Below are 14,163 nucleotides of genomic sequence, written 5' to 3' on the forward strand. Positions count from 1 at the left end.
GTCAAAGTCCTTTTACTACTATCCTACCCTCAGTTTAATCTCAGCAACAAAAATGTATTTGACCAGCATCAATAAAGTAAATTCAAAACCGACCATAAAGTCTGCAGAAGCGGCTTCACTTCTGGCCGGTAACGAGCTCATTTTCAAAGTTCAGCAGCCAACCGCGTTCCCTGATTTATGGCACGCTTCGCATCTAATTCTGACGCCACATCGGCACCGCCTATCAAATGGACTGGTTTATTACCAATCTGGTCAGCTAAGTCACGACAAGGTTCCTGACCTGCACAAATAATGACGTTATCAACCTCTAACAACTGTGTTTCACCATCCACTAGCAAGTGCAAACCAGCATCATCAATTTTCTGGTATTCGCACTTATTCAACATGCGCACACCTTTTTTAGCCAGATCCGCTCGATGAATCCAACCCGTGGTTTTACCCAGGCCAGCACCCACCTTAGATTTTTTACGCTGCAGCAGGTACACCTCTCGGGCCGCAGGTTCAAAACTTGGCTTCATCCCCTTAATACCACCACGGGCATTAAGGTCCATATCCACACCCCACTCCTGCATAAATGCAGAGATATTCTGGCTGGTTGATTCACCCTGATGGATCAGATATTCCGAAATATCAAAGCCAATGCCACCGGCACCGATCACAGCTACCTTTTGGCCAACTTCAGCACCGCTCATCACATCGAGATAAGAGAGTACTTTAGCGTGCTCGACACCTTCTAATTCAGGTGTACGCGGCGAGATACCTGTCGCCAATACGACTTCATCGAAATCACCTTCTGACAGCATCGCCGAATCAACACGTGTATTAAGTTTGAGTTCAACACCAGTAATCTCGACCTGCTTAGCAAAGTATCGAAGCGTCTCATAAAACTCCTCTTTACCCGGAATACGCTTGGCGATATTAAATTGCCCACCGACTTCAGAACTGGCATCAAACAACGTTACTTGGTGTCCACGCTTAGCAGCTGTTGTTGCAAAAGCTAAGCCTGCTGGGCCTGCACCTACCACAGCCAGCTTTTTAGGCTTTTCTGTAGGGGTAATCACGAGTTCGGTTTCATGACAGGCACGCGGGTTAACTAAACAGCTGGTCAACTTGCCAACAAAAACATGATCTAAGCACGCTTGGTTACAACCAATGCAGGTATTAATCTCATCTGCGCGATCCTGCTCGGCCTTAACAACAAACTCTGGATCAGCTAAAAATGGACGTGCCATAGAGACCATATCAGCGTCGCCTCGTGCCAGCACTTCCTCAGCAACATCCGGCATATTGATTCGGTTTGAAGTTATCACCGGTACGTTTAACGCCTCACGAACTTTCGCTGTTACCCAAGTAAACGCAGCACGCGGCACCTTGGTTGCGATGGTTGGGATACGCGCTTCATGCCAGCCAATACCGGTGTTGATGATAGTCGCACCAGCTTCTTCGATCGCTTGACCTAAAGTGATGATCTCTTCATAGCTACTGCCATCTTCCACCAAATCCAACATCGATAAGCGATAGATAATAATAAAATCTGTACCTACGGCTTCACGCACACGACGAACAACTTCCAGTGGAAAACGGATACGTTGCTCGTACTCGCCGCCCCACTCATCATCACGTTTATTAGTTCTGCAGGCGATAAACTGATTCAGTAGATACCCTTCTGAACCCATGATCTCTACGCCGTCATAACCGGCTTCTTTGGCAAGCGATGCACAGCGCACAAAATCCTGAATCTGGTTTTCGATATCAGATTCACTTAACTCTTTAGGCGGGAAAGGATTGATCGGTGCTTGAATAGCCGAAGGCGCAACCGGTTGCGGATTATAAGCATAACGGCCTGTATGTAAGATCTGCATACAGATTTTACCGTCTTCTTTATGTACCGCGTCAGTTACCAAACGATGGTTATCCACATCCTCTGCCGTAGCCAACTGCGCAGCATGACCATGAACTGCACCCTCTTTGTTCGGACCAATACCACCGGTCACGATCAAAGCGACACCACCGCGCGCACGCTCTGCATAAAAAGCAGCCATACGCTCAAAACCATTTGGTGCTTCTTCCAAACCTAAGTGCATTGATCCCATCAGCACGCGGTTTTTAAGTGTGGTAAAGCCTAAATCCAGTGGCTGTAATAGATGTGGATAAGGAGTTGTACTCATGGTCTTTTCTCTTGTCATAAGGGCAAACTAAAGTGCCCATCTATTATTCTTATCTATATTATTTGCCGCTAAACGGCGCCGCTATTTTTCGTAGCGGCTTATATTCTGGTGCCTTTCCAGACATCTTGGCACTGAAGGTTTGCATCATATCTTCTGGTTGAAACATACCTGCTTGCCAAGTCGCCATATAACTCAGGCTGTCTTGAACGCTATGGTCCCGGGCATAGTTGATCATCTGCTTACACCCCGTTACCGCTAAAGGCGACTGCGACGCGATCTGAGCGGCAATATCCATCACATCATCAAGCATAGCCTCTTGAGTCGGGTAAACACGGTTCACAAGCCCTACTTTTAACGCCTCATCAGCGCTCAATTTACGAGCGGTATAAGCCAACTCTCGCGCTAGGCCTGAAGGTATTAATTGCGGTAAACGCTGCAATGTACCCAGATCTGCAGTCATGCCTAATTCGGTTTCTTTAACAGTAAAATAAGCCTCGGCGGTGCAGTAACGCATATCTGTGGCGCAAACCAGATCTAAAGCGCCGCCAATACAACCACCCTGTACAGCACTGATCACCGGCATACGGATCTCTTCCAACAAGTTAAAACAAGTTTGTAGCTGCATCACCAAACGACGAACCGCTTCGGCACGTCGACCTGCTTCACCGTTAAACATCTGCGGATCAGGTTGAGTAAAGATCTCTAGATCCATACCTGCAGAAAAGTGCTTCCCCTGGGAAGAGATAACTAAGACTCTCGCCTCAGCTTCAGTATCCAGTGCTCTTAATGCTTCTGGAAACTCCTGCCAAAAAGCTTTATTCATGGCATTACAAGCGTCAGGACGATTTAGCTGGAGGTGCGCAATCTGCTGATCAACCTGTAATGAAAAGGTCTGGTAACTCATACATCGCTCTTATTTTTATGAATGAAAAATGATCTAGAAACCAAACTAGACGCCGTCAAGATAGAAACAAGATAGCGCACCAATTTTGACACTGTCAAGATTGATTGCTAAATTCCTCAGCTATGACGAATTCAAAGAAGAACTATCACCACGGTGATTTAAGAGATTCACTGCTTAAAGCTGCGACCGATCTGATCGCTGAAGGCGGTGTGGATAACCTATCAATACGCAAGCTGGCGGATAAAGTCGGTGTGTCTCGCACAGCCCCTTATCACCATTTCAAAGACAAAAATGAGCTACTTTGTGCCATTGCTGCACAAGGATTCCACCAGCAAGATCAGTTAGTTAAGTCGGTGACTGAATGCAAAAAAGATTTATCTACAGTCGAATTGTTTGAGCATTACGTTCTCACCTATATCCGCTTTGCTGACGAACAACGAGAAACTTACGATCTCATGTATGGTCGTGAAATTTGGAAAACGGGTGAGCCTACATCTGAGTTACAAACCATTTCCAAAAACAGTTTTCATCTTTGGCTGGATTGGGTGAAAGAGCTGCAACAACAAAACCTGTTTGATCCTGAACAACCGAGTTTACGCATTGCTCAATCAAGCTGGGCCGCACTCCATGGCCTATGTCGATTGTTTAACGATGGAATCTATATCAATCGTGAAGATATCAACGATATCGCTAAAAACACGGTCCGTATGATGATCAATCAACCCTGAGTAGGCATAGAATTATGACCACCATCCAATTTAGTCATGCCAATGGTTTCCCAGGTAGTAGCTATCAATATCTGTTTAACCAGCTGCCAGAGCACTCTGTGACCTATATCGAAAAAATGGGCCATGGTGACTACCCATTAGATGGTGATCTAACCAACTATGCCAAAGAGTTGATTGCAGATATTGAGCAAAACCAAGCTACGCCTGTCATCGGTATGGGGCATTCTGCTGGCGCTGTGGTCACCTTAATTGCCGCTGGACTCAGACCTGAGCTGTTTAAACAGGTGATATTGTTTGATCCCGTACTATTTAACGGCCGCAAACGTTACCTGATAAAGCTGATCAAAAAAATGGGGTTGATAGATAAAGTATCTCCGGCACAGCGGGCTGCTAAACGTCGATCAAAATTTGATAGTCGTGAACAGGCGCGAGAATACTTCAGCCAGAAAAAGCTTTTCAAAACATTTCATCCCGCATGCTTTGATGACTACATCACTCATGGTCTAACTGAGACTGATAGCGGCGTCGAACTTAGCATCTCTCCGGAGATTGAAGCCGATATATTCCGCAATGTCCTACTTAATGCACCCAAGTGGCTAAAGCAGGTTCCGGGCACTGTTATCTACGGCAAGCAAAGCGATCTATTTGGTGCTGGGGATAAAAAGTGGTGGCAACGCAATTTCCCCAATATGGAGTTAGTCGGTTTTAACGGCGGTCATCTGTTCCCATTTGAGCATCCCGATGAAACTGTCGAGTTACTAAGGCCCCTATTAGCTCGGTAAACTTAACCTGAAAGAAGCTAAGGTTACTTAGCCAAGTTAAGGTATACTGCTGATAGATTAAACGCCCAGCAAAGAGCCTATTCATGCCAGAGACAGATGTTTTTTTCTCTACTGCCGATGTCACTGATATTGCACAGAAGCTGCAACAAGTAACGGCTGAATATGAAGCGCTCTTTGGCAATCTAAGTAAGCAGATTTTTAGCTCTATTGAGCACTTAGATAATCCATCTGATGAGGTTGCTGTCACCCTACAGTATGTAAATGATGCCAGCCAAGCATTTCGCCAAAGCTTTGGTGATAATTCTAAGATAGCGTGCAGCAAAGGCTGCCATCATTGTTGCCATTTCCCGATTCAAGTACCACAGCAAACCATCAGCGATATTAGTCACCATCTAAAAATCACGCTAACACCTGCTGAACTGGCAGAACTAACGAATAAACTCAAGCAAAATATCACTGCACGACAAGCGCCTTTATTCAGAGCCCCTTGTCCTTTCTTAGACAAAGAAAATGCTTGCTCTATCTACCATCATCGTCCACTTTCTTGTCGCTGGTTTAGCTCGCCAGATGCTCATATTTGCGAACAGTCAGTGCACGACGGTCGCGATATACAACAACATCCAGTGCAATCACGCATCTATCAAGCGGCTTCCGATGCACTCCTAGCTAAACAGAAAAAACTGACAGGTTCTGACCAGCAGTTGCCGTTTATTCCAGCCCTCTTAGAAGCACTTCAGTCAATAAAATAAACGCTCTCAAAAGCCTCTTTTAACTTGCGAAAAAGCCTATAACCGTAGTTTCTCTAGCAAGACTTTAGCCCTGCGACAGATTGCCTCAGCGACAATTGGTCACATTCTCAAGCCGCTTAGCCATCGTTACCATGCGCCAAAATTTTTAGCGTTTGGACAGGGTTATGAAGTCACAATCACTCTCTATCAAGTTCCCCCTTAATACTCTAGCGGCTGCAGTCATTGCTGCTAGCATTCCGCAGACGGTGTTTGCTGCAGATGAAGTCGCTTCCACCATGGTTGTGACTGCAAGCCGTGTAGATGAAGAGAGTAACTCACTACCTGTCAGCGTGAGCACAGTTGATAACAAACAATTGCAACTGGATCAGGGTTCGCATATTCAAGACAGCACTCGAATGATGGCGGGTGTGACGATTAACCAGCTATCTGGCAGTTCATCACATAACACCGGTATCCGTATGCCATTAAATTACGATGGCTATTACTTGTTCCTGCAAGACAGCATCCCTCTGCAATCCAGCGCATTCTTCAACCATAACGGTCTACGTTGGTCGAGCTTCAATACCAGTGCAGATCAGATCGAAGTACTTAAAGGTGCCGGTACCACTCTGTACGGCTCGGGTGCAGTCTCAGCAACGATCAACGTATTAAGTGCAGAACCAACCTTCGCACCTAAAGGCCATGTAAGCGTACTCGCAGGTGAAGATGATTACGCACAGATAAAAGTACAACACAGCGACAAAATTGCTGAAGACCAAGCCTTCCTGATCTCAGCATCAGCTTTCCAAGATAACGGCTGGCGCGACCATACTGCCCGTGACCGCCAAGAGGTTTTAGCAAAGCACATTTGGGAGATCGATGAAGATACTGAGCTAAAAACACAGTTCCAAGTCTCGACGATGACCGATGAGATGGCGTCTTCCCTTGATGCAGCGGAACTTGCCAAAAACCGAACTCAATCCGGTTTGAGCGATGCTGTTAAAGCGATTAATCCTGAACGAGACAGTGATTTTGCTCGCCTGAGCTTCGAGTTAACACATGCTCTAAATGACCAATTAACGCTGAGTTTTATCCCTTACGCTCGCTATAACTCGAATGATTACATTGCGACGTGGCGCTCCTATACGCCTAAAACTGACAGCAATGTAACTAGTTTCGGTTTACTCGCTAAAGGTAACTGGGCTCACGACAATGGCAACGAAACGATCTTTGGTGTGGATCTGGAACACTCTGAGTCTGAAACTTACAGCTACCAACCTATTGATGTGACGGTAACCAGCTGGAGTGGTACTACAAATTACATTGCTGACTTTGAATACCGCGATCAGGATATTACCTATAAAAATGTCTCTCCATACATCCAACATAACTTAATGCTGGGTGATGCTCTGACGGTACAAGCGGGTTTACGTTACGACTATAACCAGTACGAATTAGACAACCACTTAGCCGAAACCGATGACGATGGTTTCGGTAACCGCCAACTAGCTGACCGTAAAGATAAATTTACCAGCCTGAATCCAAAGCTAGGCTTCCACTACGCACTGAATGATAACAGCGGTTTCTATGGCCGCGTTGCCCAAGCTAACCGCCTACCAACCGCTTCTACAATGTATAACCTCAAGAGTGGTGATAGTGCTTCCCTTGTTGGTGGTGTTAAAGAGGAAACATCAACAACCGTCGAGCTAGGCTACCGCTTACAACGCGAGAATCTATCTCTTTCAGCTTCGATCTATCGTATGACGATCGACGATGCCATCGTATCAGCGGATGACAACAACGGAGATTCCTACCGAACCAATGCCGGCGAAACTCGACATCAAGGCATAGAACTTGAACTTGGATATGTTTTCTCGCCCTCTTGGTCCACCAAGCTTGCACTTAGCCACTCCAAGCATGAGTTTATCGACTATGTAAATGATGGTACTGACTACTCTGGCAACGAGATCATGCGCGCTCCACGTAATAAGGTCGGCGTAACTGTTAACTGGACTCCAGTATCTGTTCCGGGCTTAGTAACTCAACTACAAGCCGACCATATTGGCTCCTATTGGAAAGACGATGCTAACTCCCTAAAAGCACCTAGCTACACCCTGTTCAACCTGAAAGGTCAGTACGAACTAACACCAGAGCTGATGCTATTTGGGCGTGTGGATAACCTATTTGATCGCCAATACAACTACCAAACTGAATTTAGCTGGGGCAGCGAGAGCTTCTACCCTGGTGCAGGCCGTACCCTGAAAGCCGGCCTGAAATATAACTGGTAGAGCTCACTGATATGAAAGCAAAACTTTACCTTTGGCACCGGCGGCTTGCGCTGCTGGTGCTCGTGCCCCTGCTACTATTTGGGTTAAGCGGCCTGCTTCATCCGGTAATGCGTTTAACAGCTCCGGAGACGGCGCAACATTTTTATCCACAACCGCAATGGCCAGACAATCTACCCAGCATTGAAACTTTAATCGATGAGTCTCAACTGACTACAGTTGCAGGGCTCCGCCCCGTTCAGATTGATCAAAACTGGTATATCCAGAGTTGGGAAAACCGTTCTGAGCCATCACAGTTTTTAACCCTAAATGCGAAACCAGTTCAGGAGATAGAATTAGCCTACGCAGAACAGTTAGCGCGCCATTACAGTGGAGACAATACTGCTGGAATAAAACAGATCAGACTGATTTCGGAATTTAGTCACCAATACCCAGCAATCAACAGATTGTTACCTGTATGGGAAGTGACGTTCGAACGCGATGATAACTTAAGTGTATTTGTGGATATACGTCAGGACCGACTTGCGACAATGACGGATGATTCTCGTCGTTTGTTTATGACCTTGTTCCACTTTTTACATGTATGGGTCTTTATCGATCAGGAAAACCCACTTAGAACCGCCCTGTTCATCAGCATGATGTTGATCTCAAGCTTTATCGGTATCAGTGGTCTCTACCTGTTTGCAGTCTTACCACTAAAACAGCGTAAAAATGCTCAACTAAAGAAGATCCATGCTTGGACAGGTGTGGGGATTTCCGCTGCTCTCTTAATGTTTGTATTCAGTGGCATGGTTAGAACTATAGAGAAACTAGAGCCCGAAATTCGAGGCGTACCGCTCAATCAATCACTCGCGCTTTCAGACATTAGTTTTGGCTTAGCTCAAATAAAAGCTCAATACCCTAACAGCAGTAATGCACAACTTCATGAGCTTAAAGAGCGCGCTGTATGGCAACTTCAGCAACCGAGACAGCCCAGTCTGTGGTTAGATGCACAATCAGGTGAACAACTACCCGAAGGACCGTTCGACTTCGCCAAACAACTCGTATCTAACACCCAAGGGCAGCAGCCAGAAGTTATAGATCAGCGCCTAATTAATAGCTTTAAAGAAGACCATAACTATGGGTTTATTGATAAACGTCTGCCGGTTGTCGCTATAGATTATGCCGATAAAACTTATTACGTGGATACTCGAGATGCAGTGCTATCTGTCAAAGTAGATAACGCAGATAAAGTATATAGCTGGATATTTAGCTATCTACATAAATGGCACTTTGCCGATGGCCTAGGACGCGATGGCAGAGATGGGATTATAAGCCTGTTTATTTTGGCAATTTCTGGCACATCACTGTTAGGCTTTTACACGTGGCTAAAAGCTCGCCGTAAACGAAAGCAAGCTAATAAGCAGCGCAGTCGTTGCACGGAAGTGGCTTAACTAAGTTCCATCAGAAAATAAAAACGGGCCTTTAAGGCCCGTTTTTTTATTACGCTGAAACTTTATCTTTTTGAAACTGAACCTGTATGACCAACGCCAAAGTCAGGGTAAGGATCAGCGATAAAACGATGGTAGCCGCCGCAGGAAGGTCAAACGACCAAGCCAACAACAAACCCACCACAAAGCCAACTACACCAACAAAGTAAGCCCAGCCGACAGATTTACCTCTTACTTGTGCTGCAAGCGCCGGAGCAATTAAGCAAGCAAATACCAGATAGATGCCCGCTTTCATAACCGACAATGTGATCGTTACAGCAAAAGCGATGTAGAAAAATCGCTCTAAACTCTGAGGTCTAAATAAAGCCAGCAGCTGGATAACGATAGCCATCACACCGAGAGGCACCAGATCAGCCCAAGTAAGCCAGAGAACATCACCGCTTAACGTACGCGTTAATGCCTGACCTCCTTGGGGCTGGCCTGCTACCACCAACACCAACAATGATGCGGAAGCCACATAGATCAAACCGATAAAAGCCTCACGCCAGTCTGGCAGATTTCGGTTGATCCAAGCCACCAATGCAACACCCAGAAGGGAAAAAAGTACTGCCATCAATGTTGATATTAGAGCTCCATGATCATGATCGACATCATGAAAGTGCCACTGCGTGGCTAAGACAGTGCCAAGTGCGGCTAACTGCGCAATGGCAAGGTCGATAAAAACAATCCCTCGCTTTAAAACCTGTCGCCCCAAAGGAACATGGCTTGCCAAAATCAGCAAGCCAGCCACCAACGCAGGCAAACCTATACTCAGTGCTTGCATTACTTCTGCACCGTTAATTGCTGAAACAGATGATCAAACAAGTTAGTTAGATCAGACACTTCGCCTTTAAGATCTACTGTCGCCGGCAAATTCGCATGCGCCATACCCGTTTGCTCAGATAACCAACGCGCACCTTTATCGTTCTGGTACCAGTTGCTGATCACAAACTGCGGACGCTGCTGTTCGACAGTAGATACCAACGATTGCAGATGTGACATCGTTGGCGGCACACCCGGGTTAGGCTCTAGGTCTGCAACAACCTTAATATCAGCCCAATTCAGTAAATAGCTAAAGCTCGTATGCTGAACAACGACAGGCATACCTTTTAGTGGCTCAGCCATGGCTTTCCAACGAACGAGATTTTCCTGCCAATGCATTTGCCAAGCTTCCAACGCCTGTTGGTACGCTGCTTTGTTATCAGGGTCAATCTGCTGTAAGCGACTACTGATAACCGGTGCTAGCTGTTGAACTCGCTCAGGGTCCAGATGAAAATGCGGATTACCTTCTGGATGAACATGCTCAGTACTGAAAAACTGCTTTTCGTGTTTTTCAATCGTCTCTACATGTTCAGACAGGTAAAGCATACCTAAGGCACCTTCTGCCACTTTGCGGTTAGACGCACGTTTTTGTAGCGCAGGCATCCACCCCTCTTCCAAGCTCGCACCACTACAGATTGCGATATCAGCTCTCGCCAACTTAGCAATCAGGCTAGGTCTCGCCTCGATATAATGCGGGTCCTGATAGACATGAGTCGCGCTAAAGACTTTAGCCTCCGGCGCAAGTTGACGGCTTAACGCCGCCCACTCAGGCTCGCAGGCAAAAATCGTAAGTGCTTGCGCAGGTGTAACAACAGCTAACAGCGCAACCGCTGCAATTAGCTTAGAAGCTGTGTGCAGCATGCGCGCCAAATCCTACTTGGTATTGAAGTGTAATCGCGTTGTCTTCACCTTCCATGTTGTCAGCATCTTGGTGACGGTATTCAAGGCGTACTTTCTGAGTATGCGTTGGAGACCAGCTAACCATCACTGCAGTTTCTTTCAGCTCGGAATCTTCCCACTCATGTTCGCCATCGTGTTCATGCTCATGTGCAAGATCCACTTGGCCGTGACGGATACCAGCCGCCCAATTCTCATCAAACTGATAAACACCGGATAGGTACCAACCACTGAAGTCGTTTACTTCTGCACCATATAGATCATCTACATAGGCATATTCAGCCGCAATTTTTAGCTGTTCCTGACGGTTGTTACCGTTAGGGGACCATTTCCAAACTAGATCAGCGATGTAAAGGTGCTCACCTTGGTACTCTGCACCATGGGAATGAGCGTGGCCTTCGTGATCGTGATCATGCTCTTCTTCATGATCGTGGTCGTGATCTTCTTCCTCTTCGTGGTGTCCAGCTTCCTGAGTACGGTTACGCATGTAACTTACACCTGCCTGCCAGCTTGAGTTGTTACCGAAGTCATCACCAAACTCAGTAGAAAGCGTCCATGTACCGATCGTATTAACTGATTTTTCTTCACCCAGTTCATCACCGCCAAATGCAGCTGCGCTTACACGCCAGTAACGATCTGTTGGGACAATCCAGCTCGCAGATACACCGTCATCGTAGTAGTGACCGCCAAGGAACGCTTTGTACATTAGAGGACGTTCGCTGAAGCTATCAGAGTGGCTATGGTTAGCATTCAGATAACCAATATCTGCCAAGAAACGACCCGCTGTCAGACTAATACCTGGTAGGGAAGTGCTTTGGATGTATAGCTCTTCCAGCTCAAGATCAGACTCTTCTTCATTCCACTCAGCGATCCAAGTCATTTGCGCTTTAGCAACATCACCAATATCTTGGCTCAAGCTAAGCTCACTGTGACTCAAACCAAAACCTTCAGTACGACCATTCAACGCCGTATCATCGGATTTGTGATACACATCTAAAATGACACCAACTTCCAGCGCATGACCCACTGAAGCCTGCATAGATAGCGCCGCCACAGCAAAAGCGAGTGCTTGTTTTTTCATTTTATACCTCAAAAGATTATGATATATCATAACAAACAGAACTAACTGCTCGTTATGTTTCAAATTAAATTAGAAGATTGATCGACCAGCTCAGAACCCGATTTCAGGCTGTGAACTATGCAAAATCCAAAGTAGCGACTAATCGACTTTGCCCAGAAGGAACCATTGGGGAGCGATGTACAACACCCTTTCCATCCAAGCCATACCACCCGTCCCCCTTGAGCAGTAACACATCACCTGCTTGCGCTTGATGTATCAGTTCTTCACTACCGTATAGGCCTGACTTGTCGTCAGACAAACCACCATTACCCGCACCTAATTTCGAGCGATCTAACAAAGGGTCTTCCAACCACTCAGTCCCTTGACCAGCGTAAGTACTTACCAAACGGCAACCCAACTTATCTGTATGGAAGCGAGGGCACATCGCGCGATCCAAAACCTGTAAGCGCAGACCCACTTCATCCAACTCAAACAAGCAAGCATACATGTCGATGATCAAAGCTAGATCTTCGATAAATTCAGGCTTACCTGAGTGCTCTGGTAATAGATTATTTAAAACTGCTGAAGGATCATCGGCTTGAATAACAGCTCTGATATTTAGATGCTCGGTTTGCAGCAACGCTTCGCAATAGCCCGCCACATCGAGCGCCAAGTCCCGTTGAAAATTACAGAGGTGTACATCTTGATCATAAATCTGAGTTAGAACCTCGGGAGTAACCCCTTGGACAAATCTCATCTCAGATTCAATTTCTAGAGCTTCCTGCGCCACAGCCCATACCTTCAATCAACAGCAAAGCGCGAAATGTTATCATATAACATAACCTCAAATAAATATTTCAAGATGACGCTCTGATCTTCTTCCACTAGACTTTGTCCTATATCCACATAAATCCTCCGTTCATTATAAGGATCAGACACCTATGGAATTTAAGGATTACCTTACAATTTTGGCGAAACGTGATGGCTCCGACCTCTACCTCACTACCGGAGCCCCACCCTGTGCAAAGTTCGAAGGTAAATTAACACCATTAAGCAAAGAGCCTTATAAACCTGGAGAGATCGAAGCGATTGCGAATTCCTTAATGGACGAGCAGCAACGCGCTACCTTCGAAGAAGAGCTAGAGATGAACCTCGCTTACTCCATCCCTAAAGTGGCTCGTTATCGAATCAATATCTTTAAACAACGTAACCAATACTCACTAGTCGCGCGTAATATCAAAGCAGATATTCCTAAAATGGAAGACTTAGGCCTACCCCCCGTCCTTAAAGATGTGATTATGGAGAAACGTGGACTAGTCCTGTTTGTGGGTGCGACAGGTTCGGGTAAATCAACATCGCTTGCGGCACTGATTGATCACCGTAACCGTAATAGCGGCGGTCATATCATCACCATCGAAGACCCAATCGAGTTTGTCCACAACCACCGAAAATCACTGATCAACCAACGAGAAGTCGGGGTTGATACTCGTAACTTCCATAGCGCTCTGAAAAACGCCCTGCGCCAAGCGCCGGATGTAATTCTGATTGGTGAGATTCGAGATCAGGAAACCATGGAACAGTGCCTGACCTATGCAGAAACCGGCCACTTAGCAATCTCAACTCTGCACGCGAACAACGCTAACCAAGCGATTGATCGTATTATTAACTTCTTTCCACAAGCACGACATAAACAGATCTTCCACGACCTTGCGCTTAACCTCAAAGCCGTGGTTTCTCAGCGTCTAATCCCAACCATTGAAGGTAAACGTTGCGCTGCCATTGAGATACTTCTAGGTACTTCCAGTATCCAAGAACTGATCATGAAAGGCGATGTAAAAGGGATCAAAGAGGTAATGTCTAAGGGTTCTGATACCACTGGCATGCAAACCTTTGATGACTCCCTGTTCAAACTCTTTGACGAAGGTAAGATCACGCAAGACCAAGCAATTATTAATGCCGACTCTGCAAACGATATGCGCCTTCGAATGAACCTAGCAGTTGTTGATAATAAAGCAGAAAAAACCGATGCAGCGCCTGAACCTGAAAAACAGTCTTTCGATGAAGACAATCCGCTAGCTGGCATTAAGCTATTGGATGAAGACGAAGAGGTTTGATTAAAAATCGACCTAGAACAGAATAAGGCAGAGAAGACCGGTTAAAAACAGCTTAAGCCCCGCTCGGGGCTTAACTACCGCAGGCTTTAAGGAGATCAATCTTTCGAAGCCTCATCAAAACTTCCCTAAAATGAACAACTGATCTGTCGAGAAAATTATCATATGATGATTTTCATTGGACTCTTTAAAGCCACCAGGTTTTCTTC

At 46.0% G+C, this 14,163-nt stretch carries 12 protein-coding genes; 6 read left to right on the plus strand and 6 right to left on the minus strand.

The window, feature by feature from the left end; translation table 11 throughout:
• Positions 1 to 143: 143 nt before the first annotated feature.
• Both ACMXYX_RS14545 and ACMXYX_RS14550 read right to left on the minus strand, forming a co-directional pair.
• Positions 144 to 2,168: an FAD-dependent oxidoreductase gene (locus ACMXYX_RS14545; protein WP_415906175.1), complete on the minus strand. Its 2,025-nt coding sequence runs from the start codon at positions 2,166 to 2,168 to the stop codon at positions 144 to 146.
• A 58-nt stretch (positions 2,169 to 2,226) separates the two neighbouring features.
• Positions 2,227 to 3,072: a crotonase/enoyl-CoA hydratase family protein gene (locus tag ACMXYX_RS14550; protein ID WP_415906176.1), complete on the minus strand. Its 846-nt coding sequence runs from the start codon at positions 3,070 to 3,072 to the stop codon at positions 2,227 to 2,229.
• Between the two features lie 122 nt (positions 3,073 to 3,194).
• Here ACMXYX_RS14550 and ACMXYX_RS14555 point away from each other — a divergent pair, with 122 nt between their 5' ends.
• The 5 genes from ACMXYX_RS14555 (at position 3,195) to ACMXYX_RS14575 (ending at position 9,028) form a co-directional block, all read left to right on the plus strand.
• A complete protein-coding gene (locus ACMXYX_RS14555) occupies positions 3,195 to 3,800 on the plus strand; it encodes a TetR/AcrR family transcriptional regulator (protein ID WP_415906177.1) in 606 nt (201 codons plus the stop codon).
• 14 nt (positions 3,801 to 3,814) lie between these two features.
• A complete protein-coding gene (locus tag ACMXYX_RS14560; RefSeq protein ID WP_415906178.1) occupies positions 3,815 to 4,582 on the plus strand; it encodes an alpha/beta fold hydrolase in 768 nt (255 codons plus the stop codon).
• Positions 4,583 to 4,665: 83 nt separating this feature from the next.
• Positions 4,666 to 5,331: a YkgJ family cysteine cluster protein gene (locus ACMXYX_RS14565; protein WP_415906179.1), complete on the plus strand. Its 666-nt coding sequence runs from the start codon at positions 4,666 to 4,668 to the stop codon at positions 5,329 to 5,331.
• Positions 5,332 to 5,495: 164 nt separating this feature from the next.
• Entirely contained in the window at positions 5,496 to 7,598 is a 2,103-nt protein-coding gene (locus ACMXYX_RS14570; protein WP_415906180.1) for a TonB-dependent receptor, read from the plus strand.
• Positions 7,599 to 7,609: 11 nt separating this feature from the next.
• Positions 7,610 to 9,028: a PepSY domain-containing protein gene (locus ACMXYX_RS14575; protein WP_415906181.1), complete on the plus strand. Its 1,419-nt coding sequence runs from the start codon at positions 7,610 to 7,612 to the stop codon at positions 9,026 to 9,028.
• A gap of 49 nt (positions 9,029 to 9,077) precedes the next feature.
• Here the strand turns inward: ACMXYX_RS14575 and ACMXYX_RS14580 are convergent, their stop codons facing one another.
• From ACMXYX_RS14580 to ACMXYX_RS14595, 4 genes are all read right to left on the minus strand, one after another.
• Entirely contained in the window at positions 9,078 to 9,848 is a 771-nt protein-coding gene (locus ACMXYX_RS14580; protein ID WP_415906182.1) for a metal ABC transporter permease, read from the minus strand.
• Positions 9,848 to 10,747 (minus strand): metal ABC transporter substrate-binding protein, encoded by a 900-nt coding sequence (locus ACMXYX_RS14585; RefSeq protein ID WP_415896949.1) that lies wholly within the window; start codon positions 10,745 to 10,747, stop codon positions 9,848 to 9,850. Before ACMXYX_RS14585 ends, ACMXYX_RS14580 begins: the two co-directional genes overlap by 1 nt.
• The gene (locus ACMXYX_RS14590; RefSeq protein ID WP_415896950.1) at positions 10,728 to 11,864 is read right to left on the minus strand and encodes a hypothetical protein; all 1,137 of its coding nucleotides are present in this window, start codon (positions 11,862 to 11,864) and stop codon (positions 10,728 to 10,730) included. Before ACMXYX_RS14590 ends, ACMXYX_RS14585 begins: the two co-directional genes overlap by 20 nt.
• Before the next feature lie 115 nt (positions 11,865 to 11,979).
• Entirely contained in the window at positions 11,980 to 12,633 is a 654-nt protein-coding gene (locus ACMXYX_RS14595; RefSeq protein WP_415906183.1) for a DUF1826 domain-containing protein, read from the minus strand.
• Positions 12,634 to 12,784: 151 nt separating this feature from the next.
• Between ACMXYX_RS14595 and ACMXYX_RS14600 the strand changes: the two genes are divergently transcribed.
• Positions 12,785 to 13,957: a PilT/PilU family type 4a pilus ATPase gene (locus tag ACMXYX_RS14600; protein ID WP_415906184.1), complete on the plus strand. Its 1,173-nt coding sequence runs from the start codon at positions 12,785 to 12,787 to the stop codon at positions 13,955 to 13,957.
• The last annotated feature ends 206 nt before the right edge of the window (positions 13,958 to 14,163 follow it).

Source organism: Neptuniibacter sp. QD72_48, from assembly GCF_047778065.1.
Lineage (GTDB): Bacteria > Pseudomonadota > Gammaproteobacteria > Pseudomonadales > Balneatricaceae > Neptuniibacter.